The organism is Ruegeria sp. CDSB117, from assembly GCF_059611005.1.
Window position 1 is genome coordinate 60,350 of the sequence record NZ_JBXWOS010000011.1, and the last position, 22,338, is coordinate 82,687.

General features: G+C 56.9%; 19 protein-coding genes. 17 read left to right on the forward strand and 2 right to left on the reverse strand.

Features of this window, described 5'->3' with window-relative positions:
- The first annotated feature begins 80 nt into the window (after positions 1–80).
- The 10 genes from AC2FJC_RS13715 (at position 81) to AC2FJC_RS13760 (ending at position 11,502) form a co-directional block, all read left to right on the forward strand.
- Positions 81–3,500, forward strand: a complete 3,420-nt coding sequence (locus tag AC2FJC_RS13715; RefSeq protein WP_496739923.1) for an indolepyruvate ferredoxin oxidoreductase family protein — start codon at positions 81–83, stop codon at positions 3,498–3,500.
- A gap of 80 nt (positions 3,501–3,580) precedes the next feature.
- The gene (locus tag AC2FJC_RS13720; RefSeq protein ID WP_496739924.1) at positions 3,581–4,459 is read left to right on the forward strand and encodes a lysophospholipid acyltransferase family protein; all 879 of its coding nucleotides are present in this window, start codon (positions 3,581–3,583) and stop codon (positions 4,457–4,459) included.
- An 8-nt stretch (positions 4,460–4,467) separates the two neighbouring features.
- Positions 4,468–5,277, forward strand: coding sequence for a glutamate racemase (gene murI, locus AC2FJC_RS13725; protein WP_496739925.1), 810 nt, complete (start codon positions 4,468–4,470; stop codon positions 5,275–5,277).
- 94 nt (positions 5,278–5,371) lie between these two features.
- Positions 5,372–6,400 (forward strand): N-acetyl-gamma-glutamyl-phosphate reductase, encoded by a 1,029-nt coding sequence (gene argC, locus AC2FJC_RS13730; protein WP_496739926.1) that lies wholly within the window; start codon positions 5,372–5,374, stop codon positions 6,398–6,400.
- A gap of 7 nt (positions 6,401–6,407) precedes the next feature.
- Positions 6,408–6,854 (forward strand): cytochrome c maturation protein CcmE, encoded by a 447-nt coding sequence (gene ccmE / locus AC2FJC_RS13735; protein ID WP_496739927.1) that lies wholly within the window; start codon positions 6,408–6,410, stop codon positions 6,852–6,854.
- Positions 6,855–6,978: 124 nt separating this feature from the next.
- The gene (locus AC2FJC_RS13740) at positions 6,979–7,590 is read left to right on the forward strand and encodes a holin-associated N-acetylmuramidase (protein ID WP_496739928.1); all 612 of its coding nucleotides are present in this window, start codon (positions 6,979–6,981) and stop codon (positions 7,588–7,590) included.
- Positions 7,581–8,159 (forward strand): holin family protein, encoded by a 579-nt coding sequence (locus AC2FJC_RS13745; protein ID WP_496739929.1) that lies wholly within the window; start codon positions 7,581–7,583, stop codon positions 8,157–8,159. Before AC2FJC_RS13740 ends, AC2FJC_RS13745 begins: the two co-directional genes overlap by 10 nt.
- A gap of 74 nt (positions 8,160–8,233) precedes the next feature.
- Entirely contained in the window at positions 8,234–10,198 is a 1,965-nt protein-coding gene (locus AC2FJC_RS13750; RefSeq protein WP_496740004.1) for a heme lyase CcmF/NrfE family subunit, read from the forward strand.
- Positions 10,195–10,650: a cytochrome c-type biogenesis protein gene (locus AC2FJC_RS13755; RefSeq protein WP_496739930.1), complete on the forward strand. Its 456-nt coding sequence runs from the start codon at positions 10,195–10,197 to the stop codon at positions 10,648–10,650. The genes AC2FJC_RS13750 and AC2FJC_RS13755 overlap by 4 nt, the downstream gene beginning before the upstream one ends.
- A gap of 75 nt (positions 10,651–10,725) precedes the next feature.
- Positions 10,726–11,502 (forward strand): enoyl-CoA hydratase-related protein, encoded by a 777-nt coding sequence (locus tag AC2FJC_RS13760; RefSeq protein ID WP_282151136.1) that lies wholly within the window; start codon positions 10,726–10,728, stop codon positions 11,500–11,502.
- Positions 11,503–11,507: 5 nt separating this feature from the next.
- Here AC2FJC_RS13760 and bmt read toward each other — a convergent pair whose 3' ends face one another.
- Together bmt and AC2FJC_RS13770 are read right to left on the reverse strand one after the other, a co-directional pair.
- Positions 11,508–12,524, reverse strand: coding sequence for a betaine--homocysteine S-methyltransferase (bmt, locus tag AC2FJC_RS13765; RefSeq protein WP_496739931.1), 1,017 nt, complete (start codon positions 12,522–12,524; stop codon positions 11,508–11,510).
- A gap of 116 nt (positions 12,525–12,640) precedes the next feature.
- Complete coding sequence (locus AC2FJC_RS13770) at positions 12,641–12,958, reverse strand: DUF1476 domain-containing protein (RefSeq protein WP_496739932.1); 318 nt, start codon at positions 12,956–12,958, stop codon at positions 12,641–12,643.
- A gap of 187 nt (positions 12,959–13,145) precedes the next feature.
- Here AC2FJC_RS13770 and purC point away from each other — a divergent pair, with 187 nt between their 5' ends.
- From purC to AC2FJC_RS13805, 7 genes are all read left to right on the forward strand, one after another.
- Positions 13,146–13,901 carry a phosphoribosylaminoimidazolesuccinocarboxamide synthase gene (gene purC / locus AC2FJC_RS13775; protein ID WP_108858692.1) on the forward strand — a complete coding sequence of 252 codons (756 nt, stop codon included), beginning with the start codon at positions 13,146–13,148 and terminating at the stop codon, positions 13,899–13,901.
- 138 nt (positions 13,902–14,039) lie between these two features.
- Positions 14,040–14,708, forward strand: coding sequence for a MarC family protein (locus AC2FJC_RS13780; protein WP_496722693.1), 669 nt, complete (start codon positions 14,040–14,042; stop codon positions 14,706–14,708).
- A 117-nt stretch (positions 14,709–14,825) separates the two neighbouring features.
- Positions 14,826–15,056, forward strand: a complete 231-nt coding sequence (gene purS, locus AC2FJC_RS13785; protein ID WP_109311572.1) for a phosphoribosylformylglycinamidine synthase subunit PurS — start codon at positions 14,826–14,828, stop codon at positions 15,054–15,056.
- A gap of 23 nt (positions 15,057–15,079) precedes the next feature.
- On the forward strand, positions 15,080–15,748 hold the full coding sequence (purQ, locus tag AC2FJC_RS13790) for a phosphoribosylformylglycinamidine synthase subunit PurQ (protein ID WP_496739933.1): 669 nt from the start codon (positions 15,080–15,082) through the stop codon (positions 15,746–15,748).
- 36 nt (positions 15,749–15,784) lie between these two features.
- Complete coding sequence (locus AC2FJC_RS13795) at positions 15,785–17,563, forward strand: sensor histidine kinase (protein ID WP_496739934.1); 1,779 nt, start codon at positions 15,785–15,787, stop codon at positions 17,561–17,563.
- Positions 17,564–17,575: 12 nt separating this feature from the next.
- Positions 17,576–18,910 (forward strand): sigma-54-dependent transcriptional regulator, encoded by a 1,335-nt coding sequence (locus AC2FJC_RS13800; protein ID WP_108858689.1) that lies wholly within the window; start codon positions 17,576–17,578, stop codon positions 18,908–18,910.
- A gap of 510 nt (positions 18,911–19,420) precedes the next feature.
- On the forward strand, positions 19,421–22,309 hold the full coding sequence (locus AC2FJC_RS13805; RefSeq protein ID WP_496740005.1) for an Rne/Rng family ribonuclease: 2,889 nt from the start codon (positions 19,421–19,423) through the stop codon (positions 22,307–22,309).
- Positions 22,310–22,338: the final 29 nt, after the last annotated feature.

A 22,338-nucleotide genomic window follows, 5' to 3' on the forward strand; every position in this document is an offset into this window, starting at 1 on the left:
ATAGGTCCTATACAGGTCAGCTTTTTTGACCTAAAATGCGTATGAATGAAGCACACTGATCTGACGAGGGGAGGCGTCTGATGAGTCAGCCACAAATATCGCTAAACGACCGGTTCGATCTTGAGAAAAACCCCGTTCTTTTGAACGGCACACAGGCGCTGGTGCGTCTTATGCTGATGCAGAAGGCACGGGACAATGAGGCGGGCCTGAATACTGCGGGTCTTGTGACCGGATACCGCGGCTCGCCCCTTGGGGCTGTAGATCAACAGATGATGCGAGCCCAGAAACATCTGGCTGAAAGCGATGTGACCTTTCAGTTCGGTTTGAACGAAGATCTGGCCGCCACAGCATTATGGGGTAGCCAACAGGCTGGGTTGCGCGGTGACGGAAAGTTCGACGGCGTCTTTGGACTTTGGTACGGCAAGGGTCCGGGAGTGGACCGTTCCGGCGACGTGATGCGTCACGCGAACATGGCCGGAACCGCCAAACATGGCGGCGTTCTGATGGCCATGGGTGACGACCATACCGGCGAAAGCTCGACCGTGTTGCATCAATCCGAGTGGTCGTTGGTCGACATGTATATGCCCGTGGTCAGTCCCGCTGGTGTGCAGGAAATCTTGGACTATGGCATCTACGGGTTCGCACTCAGCCGGTTTGCAGGCGTCTGGGTAGGCCTGAAGACGATGAAAGACACGATCGAGGTCACCTCGGTCGTGGATGGCAGCCCGGATCGCATGAATGTGGTGGTTCCCGAATTCGACATGCCTGAAGGTGGTTTGAACATTCGGTTGGGTGATACGCCACACCTGCAAGAGGCGCGGGTTATCGACTATAAACGTTTCGCAGCCGAGACGTTTTCGCGCGCCAACAAGATGGACAAGCGCATCTGGGGCAAGCCTGGCGCAAAGATTGGGTTTGTGGCCGCAGGCAAAAACTGGCTGGACCTGACGCATGCCATGTCGCTTCTAAACATTGATGAGGCTGAGGCCGAGCGCCTGGGCATCACGACCTACAAAATCGGCCAAACCTTCCCGTTGGATATGGCAGGGTTCCATGACTGGGCCGAAGGGTTGGATCTGATCGTAATCGTTGAAGAAAAGCGCAAGCTGATCGAAGTTCAAGTCAAAGAGGCCATCTTTGATGATCGCCGCGGTCGTCGCGTCTACGGTTGGTATAAGGGCGGTGCCGGGACCTTGCATCGTGAAGAGCTGTTCCCGACACGTGGCGCATTGGACCCGATCATGATCGCCGAAAAACTGGGCGATATTCTGATCGAGGAAGGGCGCGATACTGACGGGGTGCGCGCTGGAATGGCCAAGCTATCCGAGGCGCGCCGGGCGGATAATGCAGAAGAGATTGCAACGCGTTTGCCGTATTTCTGCTCGGGCTGCCCACATAACAGTTCGACCAAACTGCCCGACGGCAGCCGGGCCTATGCGGGGATCGGCTGTCACTACATGGTGCAGTGGATGGATCGGGAAACCACCGGGTTCACCCAGATGGGCGGAGAGGGTGCGAACTGGATCGGCGAAGCGCCGTTCTCGACGACCGATCACGTGTTTCAGAACCTAGGTGACGGGACATACAACCACTCGGGCGTTCAATCGATCCGAGCGGCGCTGTCGGCAGGAACCAACATCACCTTCAAAATCCTGTTCAATGATGCCGTCGCCATGACGGGCGGGCAGGATAACGAAGGTGATCTGAGCGCAGAGCGGATCGTGGCCGAGGTTAAGGCCATGGGCGTGCAGCACGTGGCGGTGGTTTACGATGAAAAAGAAGACGTGAACTTCAAGGCGATGCCGTCTGGCGTGGAAACCTTTGAACGCGCCGAACTGATGAACGTGCAGAAGAAATTCCGCGAGATCGAGGGTGTATCGGTCATCGTTTACATTCAGACTTGTGCTGCAGAAAAACGTCGGCGTCGCAAGCGGGGTACGTTCCCGGATCCAGACAAGCGCGTGTTCATCAACTCGGACATTTGCGAAGGATGCGGCGATTGCGGGGTTCAGTCGAACTGCGTCTCGATCGTTCCGAAAGAGACCGAGTTGGGGCGCAAGCGCGCTATCGACCAGTCCAGCTGCAACAAAGATTTCTCTTGCCTGAAAGGGTTTTGCCCGTCTTTCGTGACATTGGAAGGCGCCAAGATCCGCAAAGAGGCCACGACCGAGATCGATTTACCGGACTTGCCGATGCCCGTTCTGCCGACGATCAACGGTACACATAACGTTGTCATTACTGGCATTGGCGGGACTGGCGTGGTCACTCTGGGCGCTGTGATGGCGCAAGCAGCTCAGATCGACGGCAAGGGCGCCGGGATGATGGAGATGGCGGGTCTTGCCCAAAAAGGCGGCGCGGTGCACATACATTGCCGTCTGGCCAACCGGCCCGAGGACATCAGTGCCATTCGTGTGGCCACGGGCGAGGCACATGCGCTGATCGGGGGTGACCTTGTTGTGTCCGCTGGGGCCAAAACGCTTGGACTGACTCGCACCGGACAAACTGGAGCCGTAGTAAACAGCCATGAAACCGTCACGGGCGACTTTACCCGCGACACCAACTTCCAAATCCCCGGCGATCGACTAGAGCTTGCGCTGCAGGCGCGGTTGAAAGAGGGTCTGTCGCTGTTCGACGCCACCGATCTGGCACGCGCAGTGATGGGCGACTCGATTTACTCCAACATGATGGTCTTGGGAGCGGCCTGGCAGCGTGGTTTGTTACCGATCAGCCATGAAGCGATGTTAAAGGCGATCGAGTTGAACGGGACCGCGGTTGAGCGCAACAAACGCGCCTTTGATATTGGCCGTTGGGCCGTTCTGCATCCGGAAGATGTCACCGCGATTTTGAACCCTCAGGTGACCGAGCTGCCAAAAACTCTGGCACAGCTGATTGAATTCCGGGCGCAGCACCTGACCGACTACCAAGGCGCCCGTCTGGCAAAGCGTTATCGTAAGCTTGTCGATAGCTTCGAGGATGAAACCGTCAAAGAGGCCGTCGCAAGAGGGTATCATAAGCTATTGTCTTACAAGGATGAATACGAAGTCGCGCGTCTGTTGCTTCGCAGTCGCGAACAGGCAGAGGCCGAGTTTGACGGCGACTTCAAGATGACCCTGCACCTTGCGCCACCGATATTGGGTGGGAAGGATGCAGAAGGCCGGCCACGCAAGCGGGCATTCGGAGAGTGGATGTTGGGTCCGTTGAAGTTGCTTTCCAGGTTGAAAGGCCTGCGTGGTACTCCATGGGATATCTTTGGCTACAGCACCGAGAGACGGATGGAGCGCGCCTTGATCCGGCAATATGAACATGATCTCAAAGAGATAACGCCCTTGGTTACACCACAAACCAAGGATGCGGTTGTTGCTTTGGCCAAGTTGCCACTAGAGATCAAGGGTTTTGGCCCGGTTCTACTTGAAAACGAGGCTAAGGCCGCAAAAAGGCGCGAAGAACTGTTGGCGACCATTCGAAATGGCGGTCCAGAAATGCAAGCGGCGGCCGAATAATCCGTCACAAGCCTGTCACGATAGCTAGGCAAAAATGTTACTTGGTACTATCTAGCAGGTGCCAAGTATCGGAGTTCGAAATGCCCTCGCGCCGCCACGTTGCTCGTGACATCTCTTATGCCTATTCCGCCGAAACCAAAGGCGGGCGTATGGTTATTAAGTTGATGGAGAACACAACGGGTCGCATGCGCCTGATTAAGCGTGCAGACGGGTATGAAAAAGAAGTGGCCGACGGGCGTGATTTCTGGTCGGTCATGGTTGAGAGGTACGGGCTTTCGCTGGACGTGGTCAGCGGGTCTTTGTCCAACATTCCCAAAACCGGGCCACTGATCCTGATTGCCAACCATCCATATGGTATTCTGGACGGGATGATGATGGGGCATATCTTGTCCGAAACGCGCGGAGATTTTCGCATTCTGGCGAACCACGTGTTTCGCAAGGCCGAAGACTTGGACAACATTGTCTTGCCTATATCGTTTGAAGAAACGAAAGAGGCGATGAAGCAGAATATTGAAACCCGGAAAACCGCGCTGAACTATCTGGGTGATGGCGGTGCCATTGGGATATTTCCGGGTGGCACGGTGAGCACGGGCGTAAAGCCGTTCTCACATCCGATGGATCCGGGGTGGCGTGGGTTTACTGCAAGGATGGTGGCCAAATCTGAGGCTACCGTAGTGCCCGTTTTCTTTGACGGTCACACCTCGCGCCTGTTCCAGATTGCCAGCCATCTGCACAACACTTTGCGCATGGGGTTGCTGATCAAAGAGTTCAAAAAGCGCGTCGATACGCCGGTAAAAGTGGTCATCGGTGAGCCGATTTCCCGCGACGTTTTGGACCCGTTAGCCACCGACAAACGCAAGATGATGGATTTCTTGCGCAAAGCCACGTATGAGCTGTCCCCAAAGCCGCTGAAGTCTTATGACTACGGCTATGAATTTGAGGAACGGCATCGCGCCTAAAGGGGCAAATGGCAGTAGGCATCTTTGATTCCGGATTGGGCGGTCTGACCGTCCTGAACGCCGCGCAGAAACGTCTGCCCGACGTAGATTTTCTATATTTCGCGGACAGCGCACACGCGCCCTATGGCGTGCGGGACGCTGAAAATATCTATGACCTGACACGCAGAGCCGTGAACGATCTGTGGAACCGTGGTTGTGATCTTGTGATTCTGGCTTGCAATACCGCCAGCGCGGCCGCATTGCGCCGGATGCAGGAAGAGGGTGTGCCCGAAGGCAAGCGCGTGCTTGGCGTGTTTGTTCCGCTTATTGAGGCGCTGACGGAACGGCAGTGGGGCGATAACAGTCCGCCTCGTGAGGTTGCGGTCAAGCACGTGGCCCTGTTTGCGACGCCTGCCACAGTGTCCAGTCGGGCCTTTCAGCGGGAACTGGCGTTTCGAGCCATCGGTGTCGATGTCGAGGCGCAGGCCTGTGGAGGTGTCGTGGATGCCATCGAAGACGGTGACATGATCCTCGCTGAAGCGTTGGTTCGGTCGCATGTGGATGCGCTGAAACGCAAGATGCCCGAACCGCAGGCGGCGATTCTGGGTTGCACCCATTACCCGCTGATGGCCGAAACCTTCCAGCGGGCTCTTGGGCCGGATGTTCAGGTGTACAGTCAGGGTGATTTGGTCGCCGAAAGCCTGGCGGATTACTTGCAACGGCATCCGAGAATGCAGGGTGACGGCGATGGTGGCTTTCTGACCACCGGCAAGCCCGCGTTTGTCAGCGACAGGGCGACGCAATTCCTCCGACGACAAATCACCTTTCAGGCCGCCTGACTTAGGTCAAGGACGCAGCCTGTTTGATCCCGTAGTTCAACGACCGTCACACCGGCGATCGTATCCTGTGACACACTGAAACAAGAGGTCTCACATGACCCATAGAATCGCAATTTTGGGCGCATCTGGTTATACCGGCGCTGAACTGGTGCGGCTGAACGCCGAGCACCCGAATATGGACATCGTCGCGCTGGCAGCCGAGCGTAAGGCTGGTCAGTCGATGGCGCAGGTCTTTCCGCATCTGCGGCACATGGACTTGCCGGATTTGTGCAAAATCTCCGAAATCGATTTCTCGAAAGTCGACCTTTGTTTCTGTGCCTTGCCGCACAAAACCAGCCAGGAGGTCATTCGCGACCTGCCCAAGACACTTAAAATCGTGGACCTGTCAGCTGATTTCCGGCTGCGTGATCCGGACGAATACGAAAAGTGGTACGGGAACCCTCATACGGCCTTAGAGCAACAGGAAGAGGCCGTCTATGGCCTGACTGAGTTCTATCGGGATGAGATCCGCAATGCGCGCCTTGTAGCCGGAACCGGCTGCAATGCGGCGACTGGTCAGTACGTGCTGCGCCCGCTGATTTCGACCGGCGTCATTGATCTGGATGACATTGTTTTGGACCTGAAATGTGCGGTGTCAGGGGCAGGGCGGTCGCTTAAGGAAAACTTGCTGCATGCAGAGTTGAGCGAAGGATACAACGCCTACGCGATTGGCGGCACGCACCGCCATTTGGGTGAGTTCGATCAGGAATTCTCGGCGCTCGCCGGGCGCACAGTGCACGTTCAGTTTACGCCACATCTGATCCCGGCCAACCGCGGTATTCTGGCGACAACATACGTCAAGGGCGATCCGGCCAGCGTGTACGAGACATTGGCCAAGGCTTATGAAGACGAACCCTTTATCCAGATGCTGCCTTTTGGTGAGGCGCCTTCGACCCACCATGTGCGGGGATCGAACTTCTGCCATATCGGCGTGGTCGCCGACCGGATCGAACGCCGGGCCATAGTGATCGGAGCATTGGATAACCTGACAAAAGGTAGCAGCGGGCAAGCCTTGCAGAACGCCAACCTGATGTTAGGTGAGGATGAAACCCGGGGCCTGATGATGGCCCCCTTGTTCCCGTGAGGACGGTATGAAAACGCTCAAGAAACGTCGTCGTATTCAGGTCATTGTTTTGGCCGCTGTCGCATTGGCGCTGTCGACGGCGTTGATTGGGTATGCCATGCGGGATGGCATCAATTTCTTCCGTTCGCCCAGCGAGGTGATCGCCGAGCCCCCGAAGCCGACCGAAGTGTTTCGGATTGGCGGACTGGTCGAAGAGGGCTCGATTGTGCGTGGGCAGGGAGAGACAGTGCGATTTGTTGTAACCGATGGCGGCGAAAGCGTTCCAGTGGCATTCACTGGAGTTCTGCCGGACCTGTTCTCGGAGAATCAGGGGATGATCGGCACCGGATCTTACGTAAACGGCGTTTTCGAAGCCACTGAAATTCTTGCCAAACACGATGAAACCTATATGCCGAAAGAGGTCGTCGATGCCTTGAAGGAACAGGGTGTCTATAAAGAGGTCGACGGAGGCTGATCCAGGACCGAATTCTAGTTTGAAAACAAGGGCGTTGCGTGCACATGACACTTAGCGCCCTTTTTTATTGCCACGTGTTAACGAATTTACCCGAGCCTTTGCGCAATCACAGGCGGAGGGTGCGATGCAGACGGTTCGGCAAATTGCGACTGAGATCGTGGGGCGAGAGGGCGGGTTCGTAGATGACCCGGATGATCCGGGCGGCGCAACGAACTATGGTGTGACCGTTCATACCATGCGGCGTCTGGGTCTGGATTTGTCCGGTGATGGAGTGGTGGACCGAACGGATGTGCGAAGGCTCAGCAAAGCACAAGCCATCGACATTTTCGTCCGGCATTATTTTGAGCTTCCGCTCCTGAGACTGTTGCCCCAGGTGGTCCAACCCTCGGTTTTTGACATGTACGTCAATGCCGGTGCGCAGGCAGTTCGGATTCTGCAGCGATTGTTGCGCGAAATGGGTTTCGACGTGGTGGTGGACGGGGTTGTTGGGCCACAGACAGCTCGGGCATGCCGAAGCGCGGCCAAGTCTGACCCGGTTACCTTTGCAGATGCCTATGGGGTTGCACGCCGCAACTATTACTTCCGTCTTGCGGATCGAAGGCCCGCGTCCCGGAAATTCGCGCGCAGTAGGGCGGGCGGAAAAGGAGGCTGGATCCGGCGGGCGGAAGAGTTTGTTTCACCCTCCTATCACCTGACGGACACAGAGTTTCAAAAGAGGGTTTCAAGATGGGATTGATCTCGGGTATTTTGGCTTTTCTGTTTGGAAACGAGCGCAACATCATACGAGAAACCGCCGAGGTCTTTCGGGAAAATGCAGAAAGCGGCGCCGAGAGGGGTTTGCAGATTCGACAGCAGGCTGTCAGTCAGTTCGGGGCAGAATTTCAGGGCTCTGGAAAAGCTCCGTTTGATCGGTTTATCGACGGTCTTAACCGCCTGCCCAGGCCCGCGATGGCACTGGGAACGCTTGGTCTTTTTGTGGCGGCGATGGTCGATCCGATCTGGTTTTCGGCGCGTATGCAGGGGATCGCCCTGGTACCCGAGCCGTTGTGGTGGTTGCTGGGGGTGATCGTGTCCTTCTATTTCGGCGCGCGGCATCAGGCCAAGGTGCAAGAATTGCAACGCGAAATTTCGGCCACAATGATGCGCACTCCGCAGGTGCTTGAGAGCCTAAAGGCGCTGGCTGAGATGCGTAGCGACGGCGTGGGCGTGGCCAAATCCGGCCCCGACGCGGCACTGACAGCAGCCGTAATAAAACCTGACGAAAACCTTGCGTTAGAGACATGGCGGCGCAAAAGGACCGGCTGACCCGCGACACTATGTTCGCGGCAAGGGGGCGAAAGTGATTGGTGCTGGTCACGCAACAGGATTATATCTGGGGCATGATTACAGAACTTGGCCATTTCGCCCTGATCCTCGCCTTCCTCGTCGCAATCGTGCAGTCGATCGTTCCCTTGATCGGCGCAGCCAAACGCTGGGTCGGCTGGATGGGGGTCGCGGAACCCGCCGCAATCGTCCAGTTCTTGCTGGTTTCTTTCTCGTTCGGAGCCTTGGTCTGGGCGTTCGTGACTTCGGACTTTTCCCTGCGTGTGGTCGTCGAGAACAGCCATTCGGCCAAGCCGATGCTGTACAAGATCAGCGGGACATGGGGAAACCACAAGGGCTCGATGCTGTTGTGGGTTCTTATCGTGTCATTGTTCGGAGCAATGGCTGCTTTTTTTGGGGGTGGCTTGCCACCGACATTGAAAGCGCGGGTTCTGTCGGTTCAATCGATGATTGCGGTGGCGTTTTTTGCGTTCATCCTGTTCACCTCGAACCCCTTTGATCGGCTGATCGTCGCCCCGTTTGATGGTCGAGACCTGAATCCGTTACTGCAGGACCCCGGCTTGGCCTTCCATCCGCCGTTCCTGTATCTGGGTTATGTGGGGCTTAGCATGGCCTTCAGCTTTGCCGTTGCCGCCCTGATCGAAGGGCGCGTTGATGCCGCATGGGGCCGCTGGGTGCGTCCGTGGACACTGGCTGCGTGGATATTCCTAACCATTGGCATCGCTCTGGGATCATGGTGGGCCTATTACGAGCTGGGTTGGGGCGGTTTCTGGTTCTGGGACCCGGTGGAAAACGCGTCGTTCATGCCATGGCTTTTGGCCGCTGCCCTGTTGCATTCGGCCATCGTGGTGGAAAAACGCGAAGCGTTGAAAAGCTGGACCATCCTTTTGGCGATCATCGCATTCGGCTTCTCGCTGATCGGGACATTCATCGTGCGGTCGGGCTTGCTGACTTCTGTGCATGCATTTGCAAATGACCCGGAACGCGGCGTCTTTATCCTGATCATTCTGGTGCTCTTCATCGGTGGCGCACTGACCCTGTTCGCGGCCCGCGCGCAAGCGATGGAGGCAAAGGGTGTGTTCAGCGTGGTTAGCCGCGAAAGCGCGTTGATTCTAAATAACATCCTGCTGGCAGTCAGCTGTTTCGTGGTATTCTTCGGAACGATGTGGCCGATGGTGGCAGAGATGGCGTTCGACCGTAAGCTCTCGGTCGGCGCGCCATTCTTCAATGCGGCCTTCACGCCCTTTATGGTCGCCCTAGGTATCGCGTTGCCGATAGGGTCCATGTTGCCATGGAAGCGAGGCAAATTGGGCAAGACGGCCTATTCCCTGCGCTATGTGTTCATCTTGTCGGTCGCGTTGGCCCTGTTGGTCTGGGTTATGCAGACCGGACGCAGCGCCCTTGGGCCGATCGGACTGTTTCTTGGGGCCTGGATCACTTTAGGTGCGGCCGTTGATTTATGGAGCCGCACCGGTCGCAAGGGCAGCATCCAACGTCTGTTCCGCTTGCCGGGCGCGGACTGGGGTAAAGCGGTGGCTCATACCGGGCTTGGAGTAACCATCTTTGCCATTGCCGGTCTGACCGCGTGGGAGGTTGAAGATATCCGCGTTGCGCAGCCCGGTCAGCCGTTTGAAGTTGGGCAGTTCACACTGACGCTTGAAAATGTCCGCAACGTGCAAGGGCCGAACTATTTTTCAACCACAGCGGATGTTCAGGTTGAAAAGAGCGGTCGATCTATGGGCACGCTGCATCCCGAAAAACGCAATTACCCCGTTGCCCGGATGCCTACTACCGAGGCGGCGATCGACTATCGCTTTTGGGGCGACCTCTATGTCGTGATAGGGGACCAGCAAGCCGATGGTGGTTGGGTCATGCGGACTTACATCAAACCTCTGGCCAACTGGATCTGGGGCGGATGTATCCTGATGGCATTAGGCGGGCTTCTGAGCTTGACTGACCGCAGGTTCCGGGTGGCAGCGGGTGCGCGCAAAGCACCCTCGGGTGGAGTACCGGCGGAATGAAGCGTCTGATCCTGATTTTCGCCCTGATCGCATCGCCCTTGTTTGCGGTGCAGCCAGACGAGGTACTGGAGGACCCGGTCCTGGAGCAACGCGCGCGTGACCTGAGCACCGGCCTGCGCTGCCTTGTCTGCCGCAACGAAAGCATCGACGAAAGCAATGCCGAACTTGCCCGCGATCTACGTTTGTTGCTGCGCGAACGGCTGGTCGCGGGCGATACCGATGAGGAAGCGGTCGATTTTATCGTGGATCGTTACGGTGAATACGTTCTGTTAAAGCCTACGGTTACGGGGGCGAACCTGATGCTATGGCTGGCCGGTCCGATCATGCTGTTGATCGCCGCCGTGATAGGCTGGAGTTTTTTACGCAACCGATCTCAGGCGGTGGGCACTGAAGTCAAGGACGGCCTCAGCGAATCTGAGAAAGAACGCCTGCGCCAAATTCTTGACGACTGACCCACCGTATTTCTTTCCCTTCGTCTTGAATTGAGTCAGGGTTCCCTAATGCCGTGAGCATGGGGAGAGGACTACATGGATTATGAGGCTATACTGCTGGAAATCACTGACAATCTGGCAGTGGTAACCCTGAACCGACCAGACAAGATGAACGCGCTGACCGCACAGATGCGGGCCGAGGTCACCCATGCGATGACACATGCGGCCCGGCATACGCGGGCCATCGTGCTGACGGGGGCAGGGGGTGCCTTCTGCTCGGGTCAGGATCTGGGCGATTCTTCCAGCACGGGCCGGATTGATCTGGAACGTACGCTACGCGACGAATACGATCCGATGCTGGAATCCATCTACAACTGTCCGGTGCCAACCATCGCCGCGGTCAACGGACCAGCAGCCGGGGCCGGGGCAAACATTGCTCTCAGCGCCGATGTGGTGATTGCGACTGAAAGCGCGTATTTCCTGCAGGCTTTTTCCCGTATCGGTCTGATGCCGGATGCAGGCGGCACATGGTTTCTGCCACGACAGATGGGGTTCGCCAAAGCCATGGGGGCGGCTTTGTTCGCCGACAAGATCAGCGCCAGACAAGCGGATGAATGGGGCATGATCTGGGAAGCGGTGGCTGACGACGATTTCGACGCGCATTGGCGCAAGCGGGCCGCTTATCTGGCCAACGGTCCGACTACCGCGTTTGGCGCGATCAAACAGGCGATCCGCGGAACCTATGACAACACTCTGCCGCAGCAACTGGAGATGGAGGCGCATTTGCAGGGTGATTGCGGTCGTTCACGCGACTTTGCCGAAGGCGTCGTGGCCTTCATGGAAAAACGCCCCCCGAAATTCGAGGGGCGTTGAACGATTTAAGCGCGGCGGCGGCGGCGATTGCGCCGTTCAGGCACTGCCGCATCGTCTCCGGTACCGTCCGAAGCTGATGAGAACGGGCCCAAAGCATCCGTAATCTGATCCAGTGTCGGGCGCGTGCCGCGGCTGGTTGTATCGAGTGCCTCGCGCATTTTGCGCAGGTGATCCGGCATGGTGCCACAGCACCCGCCGATGATCGTGGCACCCGCATCCCGTGCCATCGCGGCGTACTGCCCCATCAATTCAGGTGTGCCGTCATAGTGGATGTGGCCATCGACATATTTTGGAATGCCCGCGTTGCCTTTGGAAATCACCGGACGTTCTGTTCCCTGCGCCGCAAATCCAAGCACAGTACGCAGGATGTCTGACGCACCGGTGCCGCAGTTGGCCCCAAAAGCGATCGGCGGATTAGGCAGGGTTTCGACCAGTTGGGCCAGATCGGCCGAGGTCACACCCATCATGGTACGTCCGGCAGTGTCAAAGCTCATGGTGCCACACCAGGGCATGTCGGCCAGCGCAAAAGCTTCTGCCGCCGCTCTGAATTCTTCGGGTGCGCTGATGGTTTCGACCCATAGAACGTCCGCGCCACCTTCTTTCAGCGCTTCGGCTTGCTCGTGAAACATCTCAACAGCGCCGGCATGGGACAGGCTGCCAATAGGTTCCATGATCTCACCGGTCGGACCAACCGAGCCTGCGACAACAACGGTGCGCCCGGATTTGTCCGCCACTTCACGGCCCAGTTCGGCACCGATCCGGTTCAACTCACCAACCCGGTTATGGGCGTCGTGCAGTTTCAGGCGCGCGGATGTGCCGCCGAAAGTGTTGGTTAGAAACAAGTCGCTGCCTGCATCAACCGAACCTTGGTACAAAGCGCGGATTTTATCCGGTGCTTCGACATTCCACAGCTCGGGCGCGTCACCTGATTGCAGGCCCATATTGAACAAGTTCGTGCCCGTGGCACCATCGGCCAGCAAAGCATCATTTGTTTCCAGAAGTTTATTGAGCGCATTTGTCATGGGGGTATTCCCAAATAGCCGAATAGGGCCGTTAAAAATAGAGACGCCCCGTGTCTCATGACCGGGGCATCAAATCAAATTCATAAAACTCATGAAGATCATGAGCCGAGTGTTTTTTATTCGGTTTCGCTCAGGACCTGCGCTTTGGCTTCAGGCAATAGCTCGGCCATTTTTGCGCGGATTTCCTCATCGGACGACAGCGCGCCCAAATCACCGGAAACCTTGCGCACAACATCTTCGTGCCCGGCCTCTTCGAAATCGGCGATAACTACGGTTTTGGCATAGGATTCGGCGTCCTCGCCGGACTTGCCCATCTTTTCTGCGGCCCAGAGGCCCAACAATCTGTTGCAGCGCGCCTGTGCTTTGAACTGCATTTCTTCGTCATGAGCGAATTTGGCTTCAAAAGCGTTTTCGCGTTCGTCAAAAGTGGTCATTGTTTGCGGACCTCATAGCTTACATCTTCTAAATTGATGATATGACTATAGCTGAGCGCCTGTGCAAGGGAATTGCGCTGCGTCAAAGCCTCTCGGTCCGCTGAACTTGCGGGAAAGGGGGGCTTGGACTATGAGGGCGCCAACGCGAAGGGACTCATTCCCTCGCCCCGGACTGGAAAGGTCGCTCATGGCGCGTCGCAAAAAGATCTACGAAGGTAAGGCCAAAATTCTGTATGAAGGCCCAGAACCTGGCACCATTGTGCAGTACTTCAAGGATGATGCCACCGCGTTCAATGCGGAAAAGAAAGATGTCATCGACGGCAAAGGCGTGCTGAACAACCGTCTGAGCGAGTTCTTCATGAACGGTCTCAACCAGATTGGTGTTCCGACCCACTTCATCCGTCGCTTGAACATGCGTGAGCAATTGGTGCGCAATTGCGAGATTGTTCCGCTTGAAATCATCGTTCGCAACTATGCCGCGGGAACAATGTCGAAACGTTTGGGCATTGCCGAAGGGACGCAACTGCCGCGCCCGATTGTCGAGTATTGCTACAAAGACGACGCGTTGGGTGATCCGCTGGTCACCGAGGAACATATCGCCGCTTTTGGCTGGGCCAGCCAACAGGACATGGACGATATCCTGAGCCTCGCGCTGCGCGTCAATGACTTTATGAGCGGCATGATGTTGGCCGTCGGCATTCGTCTCGTCGATTTCAAGATCGAGATCGGTCGCGTTTACGACGGGGATTTCCAGCGTTTGATCGTGGCCGATGAAATCAGCCCCGACAGTTGCCGCCTGTGGGATATCGAAACCGGTCAAAAGCTGGACAAAGACGTATTCCGCCGCGATCTGGGTAGCCTGACGGACGCCTATTCCGAAGTTGCACGCCGGCTGGGCGTATTGCCGAAAAGCAACGTCGCTAAGCCTACGCTGATCAACTGATCACAGGGGCGAACAGCATTTTGTTAAAAGCACTGCTTTACCCAAAGCGGTGCTTTTTTCTTTGTATCTAGCGGTTTGACAGGGTTACTGGTTGTCCGGCATTGTCGGGCAAATAGGAAAACGAGGGTGGCGCTATACATGGCCGAATTGTTTGATCAGGCAGTTTTTCTAAAGTTCCTTGCAGCCCTTCTGGCGATTTTCAACCCGCTCTACGGCATCCCGATTTTTCTTAGCATGACGAAAGGGTATTCGGCCCCCGAACGCCGGCGGGTAGCGTTTATCGTGACGGGTACGGTGATTATAATCGGTCTGATAGCGGTTGTGATCGGAGAAGAGATCCTGGCTGTGTTCGGGATCGACATACCCTCGTTCCGTATTGCCGGGGGTCTGATCATCTTCGGTATTGGTATGTCGATGCTGAACGCGTCGGACAGGCCACAAGGGGATCAGCAAGCTGTGGAGGAGGGGCATAAGAAAAAAGAAAACATCGCCGTTGTACCGCTTGCAATTCCGTTGACTATTGGGCCCGGCACTATTGCGATAACAATCGTCTACTCTCATACGCTTAGCGATGGTGCCGAAGTGGTGACGCTTGGCACGGCAATCGTAATCGCTTGTTTGATCGTTGGCTTAGGCTTGTTGTTCGCCGATCCGATCTCGCGCTTATTGGGGATGACGATGATTAATGTCATCACGCGTGTCATGGCTCTCATACTTGTGGCGGTCGCAATCGAGATGGTTTTGACAGGCACGTTCAATGCAATTGACGCGCACTATCCTGGTCTGATTTCCGGGGGTGGCGGGTAGCGGGCATAAGTGCGGTCATCTGCCCACTTCAAGAAGGGTTGTCGAACGCCTTTCAGCACGTTATCCCCGCGCAACGGAACGGGCCGACAACATCGGCCCTCAGCTGGAGTTGCGAGAATGAAAGCACGTGTGCATGTGATGCTCAAAAACGGGGTCCTCGACCCGCAGGGTGAGGCGGTGCGTCACGCATTGGGTGCCATGGGCTTTGATCAGGTCGAAGGCGTGCGGCAGGGCAAAGTGATCGACCTTGAGCTGGCCGAAGGCGCGACCGAGGCGGACATCACCGAGATGTGCGAAAAGCTGTTGGCCAACACGGTCATCGAGCGCTACGAAATCGAACTGGTCTGAACCTTATCCCCGGAGGCCCCGCCATGCGCGCAGCTGTCATCGTATTCCCAGGCTCAAACTGTGACCGGGATCTTGCCGTCGCTTTCGAACAGGCAGGTTTTGAGGTCGATATGGTCTGGCATAAGGACGCCGCGCTGCCTGAAGGTGTGGATATCGTCGGCGTTCCGGGTGGCTTTTCCTACGGCGATTACCTGCGCTGCGGCGCCATCGCTGCGCAGTCACCGATCTGCAAAGCCGTGGTCGAACATACCAAACGTGGCGGTTATGCCGTTGGTGTCTGCAACGGGTTTCAGATACTGACTGAAACCGGCATCCTGCCGGGCGCTTTGCTGCGCAATGCCGGTTTGAAATACATTTGCCGCACGGTCGGTCTGAAGGTGGAAACCAGCGACAGCGCGTTCACCGAAGGTTACAATGCGGGCGATGTGATCGGTATTCCGATCGCGCACCATGACGGTAACTATTTTGCGGATGACGCCACACTGGCCAAACTGCAGGATCAGGATCGGGTCGCGTTCACCTATACCGAGAATCCGAACGGCTCGGTCGGGGATATCGCCGGTATTCTGTCTGAAAATCGCCGGGTGCTGGGAATGATGCCACACCCTGAACGTGCGGCGGATGACGGCCATGGTGGAACGGACGGAACGGCATTGTTCCGCGCATTGTCTGGTGTTCTTGCCCCAGCGTGACTTGAGGTTATGATCCAGCCCGCGTAACTTTCTGGGATGAGTTCCGAAGTTCGCTCTGGCTGGTCCTTTCTGACAAAACCGTTTCGTGGTGCGCCATTGGGTTGGCGGCTGCGCTTGGCGATTATCATTCTTTTGATCGCAACGGTCACCACGGTTTATGTAACAAACCGTCTTCTGACGGACCGGTTTACTGAATCAACACGAAACCGGGCCGAAGTGCGGCTGGCGTTGTATTCCGGCAACTTGCTGAGCGAACTGCGCCGAAACGCAATTGTTCCGCAGCTTTTAGCACGCGACCCGACGTTGATTTCCGCGCTGCAGTCCAGTGACTATTCCCTTTCCACCCAGCGTTTGATTTCGTTTGTCGAAGAGATTGGCGCGGCCTCGCTGATGTTGCTTGACGGGGACGGGCGAACTGTTGCGGCCACTGATCGTGCTCGCTTGGGAGAACCACACCGGAGTTCGCCGTATTTCATTGATGCAGTGCGGGCGAATTCGACGATCTTCACCGTGATTGAAAAGGAATCGGGCGGCTACAGCTTTGTCTATTCAAGACGAATGGAAGCCAATGCCGATGTTCTGGGCGTCATCGTGGTCGAGGTCGATCTGCAGAAATTCGAACGCGCCTGGGCAGGTATTTCCGACGCTGTAATGGTGACTGACAGTACCGGAACGATCATTCTGTCGACTGAACCGCAATGGCGGGGGCTTGAAGAAAACGCCGCGTTGCTTCGCCAGCCGGCGCAAGGTGCCATTCAGCGGGCAATACGCGCCACAACCGACTGGACCGCGTTGCCGCCAGACGCCTACCTGCAGGGTGAGGCGGTGATGCGGATGGAAACGCGCATCCCGTTCCGGGGATGGAAAATGACCTCGTTCACCACTTACGAGTCGATTCGGGAAAAGGTTAACAGCGTTATCGCGCTCGAGATCATGGGTTTTGCGATTCTTCTGGCACTGGCCTTCTATGCGCTTAGCCGTCGAGCCACGTTCCGCATGGCGTTGTTCCAGCGCGAGTCGGCAGAGCTTCGCGCATTGAACTCAAGGCTAAAGCGGGAAATTGCTGAGCGGGAAAGGGTTGAAAAAACACTGGAAGTTGCCGAACAGACGCTGGCGCAAAGCTCGAAACTGGCCGCTTTGGGTGAGATGTCGGCGGCCGTGAGTCACGAGCTAAATCAACCCCTGGCTGCAATGAAGACCTACCTGGCTGGCGCACGTCTTTTGCTGCGTCGGAACCGGCCTGAGGAGGCGTTGGCAAGCTTTGGTCGGATCGATGGTCTGATCGAAAGGATGGGGGCGATTACCCGCCAGCTCAAATCCTATGCGCGTAAGGGTGCGGATACGTTTTCCCCAGTAAATCTTAGTGAAGCGCTGGCATCGTCGCTGTCCATGATGGAGCCGCAACTGCGCCAGCGTCACGTCAAGATCACCCAGATACTGCCCGACGAACCGGTGTCAGTTATGGGCGATCGGATGCGGATCGAGCAGGTGATGGTGAACCTCTTGCGCAATGCGTTGGACGCCACCAAATCAGTATCCGAACCGGATATCGAAATCATACTGGCAGCGGGCGATACGGCGGTGCTGACAGTGCGTGATAACGGCTATGGAATCGAGAACATCGAAAATCTGTTCGAACCGTTCTATACTACGAAACAGCCCGGCGACGGGGTCGGTCTGGGGCTTGCCATCTCTTCCGGGATCGTGAACGACCATGGCGGAAGGCTGACTGCACGAAACAGTCCACAGGGCGGGGCCGTGTTCGAGATGCAGTTGCCGATACTGGGAAGCGACGGCTTAGAGGCCGCGGAATAACGAGGAATGACTATGGCACAGGCCATGAAGATCGCCATTGTGGATGACGAACAGGACATGCGCCAGTCGATCAGCCAATGGCTGGCACTGTCGGGATATGACACGGAAACCTTCGCCAGCGCCGAGGACGCGCTGAAAGTGTTGGGACCGGAATATCCGGGTATCGTGATCTCGGATATCAAAATGCCCGGCATGGACGGCATTCAGCTCCTGAAAAAGCTTATGGGCGCCGACAGTACGTTGCCGGTCATCATGATCACCGGTCATGGCGATGTGCCGATGGCGGTAGAAGCGATGCGCGTTGGGGCGTTTGATTTCCTAGAAAAGCCCTTTAACCCTGATCGCATGTCGGAACTGGCCAAACGCGCCAGCAATGCGCGCCGACTGACCTTGGACAACCGTGCCCTGCGGCGCGAACTGTCAGGTGGAACCCAGATCATGAACAAACTGATCGGGGCCAGCCCGGTCATGGAGCGTCTGCGCGAAGATATCCTCGATCTGGGCCAGGCCGATGGCCATGTACTGATCGATGGTGAGACCGGCACCGGTAAGACACTTGTGGCCCATGCGCTGCACGCAGTCGGCAGCCGTGCTGGTAAGAAATTTGTACTGGTGTCCTGTGCCGCGCTTGAGGAAGAGGCGCTGTCGAAACGCCTGTTTGGCCCAATGATGCCGGAAGATGCGCAGTTGCCTGCGATCGAAGAGGCGCGGGGCGGTACACTTGTACTGGAAGACGTAGAAGCACTGAGCGATACGCTGCAGGCCCGCCTGTTGAGCGTGATGAATGATCAGGGCACCCCGGCTGAAACGCGGATCATAGCGATTTCCAACCTTCAGGAAGCAGGAAAGACCAGCGAAGACGTTCTGCGGCCAGACCTGTTCTATCGCCTGGCGGCGCTGCGGATCACGATGCCGCCATTGCGTCAGCGTGGCGAGGACATCCTGACGCTGTTCACCCGTCTGAGCGAGCAGTTTTCTGAAGAGTACGGCTGCGAAGCGCCGCAGGTGAGTGCCCAAGAAGCGGCGCAGCTGTTACAGGCGCCATGGCCTGGAAATGTGCGGCAGTTGATCAACATCGCGGAACGGGCTGTTCTTCAATCGCGGCGTGGGTCGGGGACGATTGCGTCGTTGTTGATGTCTGATCACGAAGAGATGCAGCCCGTCATGACGACCGAAGGCAAGCCGCTTAAGGAATATGTCGAGGCGTTCGAGCGGATGCTGATCGACAACACGATGCGGCGCCATAAGGGCTCGATTGCATCTGTGATGGACGAACTTTGTTTGCCACGTCGGACCTTGAACGAGAAGATGGCGAAATACGGGCTGCAGCGCTCGGACTATTTGTAAGAAAGAGAGGGGGCCAGCCCCCTTTTGATCCTACGGCTCAAATCACCCCCGGGATATTTTTTGGCCAGATGAAGTGATCCCGGGGCTTTGTGTTGTTCTTCTCGCAGTTTGCCCATTGTGTTTTCCACAGGACTGCTTTTATTGTATCTGGACGGGCAGGGCTCATTTGCGCCCAAAAGTCCCGAATCTTTGAGTTTCGCTGCTCTGTCGTTGATGGTGATCAATCCCGCAAGGCAAAGCAGACCGATTATGCCCCCAAGGGGGCAGTTGAACGCCTGAGCTCGCAAAAGCGGGCGAAAGGAATAAATGGGCAGGCAGCGGTTAGATCTGCGCCTGTCGGAGAAGAACCGCGATGACGCGCGCGCAACGATTGAGTATACGGGCAGGGGGCCACAGCGCCAGACCCTGCCGCGCGCCGTCCGAAATCGCCCTGACAAGACACCACCCCAAAAGCGCCCGTCCCCCCGGACGGGTAAGGACAACGCGTTTGGCGCGGTGCACCAAGGAAACATGGCTAAGAAAATGCTTATCGATGCCACCCACGCGGAGGAAACCCGGGTCGTGGTGGTTGACGGAAACAAGGTTGAGGAGTTCGACTTTGAATCCGAAAACAAACGCCAGCTTGCTGGCAACATCTATCTTGCAAAAGTAACCCGGGTCGAACCGTCCCTACAGGCGGCTTTTGTGGATTACGGCGGGAACCGGCACGGTTTCCTGGCGTTTTCGGAAATCCATCCGGATTACTATCAGATTCCGGTCGCAGATCGCGAAGCGCTGATGGAAGAAGAGCGCGCCTATGCCGAGGCAATGAAGGCGCGGGATGAAGCCGAAGAGTCGAAGCCTAAAAAGCGTCGCTCGCGTTCGCGCACGAAGGCTGCGGATGTAAAATCCGATGATGCCGTAGAGTCGATTGAGGTTTCATCCGAACCCACCGGCATGGAAACCATCGATTTGGACGAAGGTGAAGAAGGGGCCGACATGTCGGTTCCGGAAGGCACCTCTCCGGCTGATCGTGTGGCTGAAACTCCGGTGGAGGAGCCGGTCGATGACGAAGTAACCAAAGAGCAACCTATTGAAGCTGAATCTTCGGAACAGCCAGTTGATGCTGAAGTTGTGGCAGAAGCAGAAGGTGCTGCTGAGGTCGAGGAAGTGGCCGAAGCCCCTGCAGAAGATGAGGAAGCAGCCGCCGATGGTACTCAGCATGACTCTGTCGAAGCTGCCGCAGAGGAATCCGTTGAAGATTCCGAGGTTGCCGGTGACGAACCGGAGGCAGCCGTGGAAGAGTCGGAAGCCTCTGAGGACACCACGTCTGAAGATGACGAAAAGTCCGATGTCGAAGCGCGGGCTGATGCGACCTCGAAGGACGATTCAATCGAATCCGTCGCCGACGAAGATGACAGCGAGGACATTCGTCCGGTGCGTAAGCCGCGGCCACGTCGCTATAAGATTCAAGAGGTTATCAAGGTCCGCCAAGTCTTGCTGGTGCAGGTCGTAAAGGAAGAGCGTGGCAACAAGGGTGCTGCTCTGACCACCTACTTGTCTCTGGCAGGTCGGTATTGCGTTCTGATGCCTAACACGGCGCGTGGGGGCGGGATCAGCCGCAAAATCACCAATGCGCCGGACCGTAAAAAACTCAAGGAAATTGCCGCGGAAATTGACGTGCCAACCGGTGCGGGCCTGATTATCCGGACTGCGGGTGCCAAGCGGACGAAATCCGAGATCAAGCGCGATTATGAATACCTGCAGCGCATGTGGGAGCAAATCCGTGAACTGACGCTGAAATCGATTGCGCCCGCGAAAATCTATGAAGAAGGCGATCTGATCAAACGGTCGATCCGCGATCTTTATAACCGCGAAATTGATGAGGTTCTGGTCGAGGGTGAAGGCGGTTATCGCATCGCCAAAGACTTCATGAAGATGATCATGCCGTCACACGCAAAGAATGTGAAACGGTATGAAGACGCGCTGCCTTTGTTCGCGCGCTATCAGGTCGAAAGCTATCTGGCGGGGATGTTCAACCCGACCGTTCAGCTGAAATCCGGTGGCTATATCGTGATCGGCGTGACCGAGGCGCTGGTCGCGATTGACGTGAACTCCGGCCGGGCGACCAAGGAAGGCTCGATCGAGGAAACCGCGCTCAAGACCAACCTTGAGGCCGCGGAAGAGGTGGCCCGCCAGCTGCGTCTGCGCGACCTGGCCGGTCTGATCGTCATCGACTTTATCGACATGGACGAGCGAAAGAACAATCTGGCCGTCGAAAAGCGTATGAAGGAACGGCTGAAAACAGACCGTGCGCGCATTCAGGTCGGCCGCATCTCGGGCTTTGGCCTGATGGAGATGAGCCGCCAGCGTCTTCGTCCTGGGATGTTGGAGGCGACCACACAGCCATGCCCGGCCTGTCATGGCACTGGCCTGATCCGCTCGGACGACAACATGGCGCTGACCATCTTGCGTCAAATCGAAGAGGAGGGCACCCGCCGCCGCTCACGCGAGGTGCTTGTTCGTTGCCCAGTCAGCATCGCCAACTTTCTGATGAACCAGAAACGCGAGCATATCGCACAGATTGAGGCCCGTTATGGCCTGTCTGTACGTGTTGAAGGCGACGTACATCTAGTCAGCCCGGATTTCTCGATGGAGAAATTCAAGACGGCAAGCCGGATCGTTCCCGAAGCCAGCGCGCCCGTTGTTTCCGTGGATGCGTCCCTGATGGATCTTGTCGACGCCAGCGAGGAAGAGCCGGTCGAAGAGGAAACCACCGTTCAGGCCGAAGAGGAGGCTAAGCCCAAGCGCAAGCGTCGTCGCCGCCGTAGGAAGAAGAGCAATGGTTCTGACGAAACCCCTGAGGTGAACGCTGAAGAGGGTAACGCGGCGGCGTCCGAGGAATCGGATGAAGCCAAAACCGAAGCGGCGGATGACGTAAAGCCTGAGGGTGAAGCACCTGAGCCTGCCGAAGAAGAAAAAGCGGCCAAGCCCAAGCGTCGCCGTGCACCGCGCCGCAAGAAGAAGGACGCGGAACCTGTTGAAGCTACGGAAGAAGTCGCCGCTGAAGCTGTTGTGAGCAAGGATGCTCAGGCCGCAAGCCCTGAAGCACCGGCCGAGGAAACTGGCGCGACAGACGCACCTGTTGAAGCCCCTGTCGAAACTGCCGAAAAAGTTGAACAAACTGAAACCGCGGCAGAGCAGCTCGCGCCCGAGGCGGAAAGCGTCGTTGAAGAACAGGTTGAACCTGCAGCGGCTGAACAACCCGAACCTGTTGCTGAGGTGGTTGCAGAAGACCCGCAGGAACCAGAGGACATCTTGGTTGAAAAAGCCCCTGAGCCGGTTCTGGAGGTCGTGGCCGAAGAACCGGAGCAGCCCGCCAAACCCAAACGGCGTGGCTGGTGGTCACTGGGTCAGTAACAAGAAAAAGGCGGGCCAGGTGCCCGCCT

Coding starts and splice junctions, on each gene's coding strand:
- ccmE (WP_496739927.1), top strand. CDS start 6,408: ATGAAAACGCTCAAGAAACGTCGTCGTATTCAGGTCATTGTTTTGGCC.
- AC2FJC_RS13720 (WP_496739924.1), top strand. CDS start 3,581: ATGCCCTCGCGCCGCCACGTTGCTCGTGACATCTCTTATGCCTATTCC.
- purS (WP_109311572.1), top strand. CDS start 14,826: ATGAAAGCACGTGTGCATGTGATGCTCAAAAACGGGGTCCTCGACCCG.
- murI (WP_496739925.1), top strand. CDS start 4,468: ATGGCAGTAGGCATCTTTGATTCCGGATTGGGCGGTCTGACCGTCCTG.
- AC2FJC_RS13715 (WP_496739923.1), top strand. CDS start 81: ATGAGTCAGCCACAAATATCGCTAAACGACCGGTTCGATCTTGAGAAA.
- purC (WP_108858692.1), top strand. CDS start 13,146: ATGGCGCGTCGCAAAAAGATCTACGAAGGTAAGGCCAAAATTCTGTAT.
- AC2FJC_RS13795 (WP_496739934.1), top strand. CDS start 15,785: ATGAGTTCCGAAGTTCGCTCTGGCTGGTCCTTTCTGACAAAACCGTTT.
- AC2FJC_RS13750 (WP_496740004.1), top strand. CDS start 8,234: ATGATTACAGAACTTGGCCATTTCGCCCTGATCCTCGCCTTCCTCGTC.
- AC2FJC_RS13745 (WP_496739929.1), top strand. CDS start 7,581: ATGGGATTGATCTCGGGTATTTTGGCTTTTCTGTTTGGAAACGAGCGC.
- AC2FJC_RS13740 (WP_496739928.1), top strand. CDS start 6,979: ATGCAGACGGTTCGGCAAATTGCGACTGAGATCGTGGGGCGAGAGGGC.
- AC2FJC_RS13800 (WP_108858689.1), top strand. CDS start 17,576: ATGGCACAGGCCATGAAGATCGCCATTGTGGATGACGAACAGGACATG.
- purQ (WP_496739933.1), top strand. CDS start 15,080: ATGCGCGCAGCTGTCATCGTATTCCCAGGCTCAAACTGTGACCGGGAT.
- bmt (WP_496739931.1), bottom strand. CDS start 12,524: ATGACAAATGCGCTCAATAAACTTCTGGAAACAAATGATGCTTTGCTG.
- argC (WP_496739926.1), top strand. CDS start 5,372: ATGACCCATAGAATCGCAATTTTGGGCGCATCTGGTTATACCGGCGCT.
- AC2FJC_RS13780 (WP_496722693.1), top strand. CDS start 14,040: ATGGCCGAATTGTTTGATCAGGCAGTTTTTCTAAAGTTCCTTGCAGCC.
- AC2FJC_RS13760 (WP_282151136.1), top strand. CDS start 10,726: ATGGATTATGAGGCTATACTGCTGGAAATCACTGACAATCTGGCAGTG.
- AC2FJC_RS13755 (WP_496739930.1), top strand. CDS start 10,195: ATGAAGCGTCTGATCCTGATTTTCGCCCTGATCGCATCGCCCTTGTTT.
- AC2FJC_RS13805 (WP_496740005.1), top strand. CDS start 19,421: ATGGCTAAGAAAATGCTTATCGATGCCACCCACGCGGAGGAAACCCGG.
- AC2FJC_RS13770 (WP_496739932.1), bottom strand. CDS start 12,958: ATGACCACTTTTGACGAACGCGAAAACGCTTTTGAAGCCAAATTCGCT.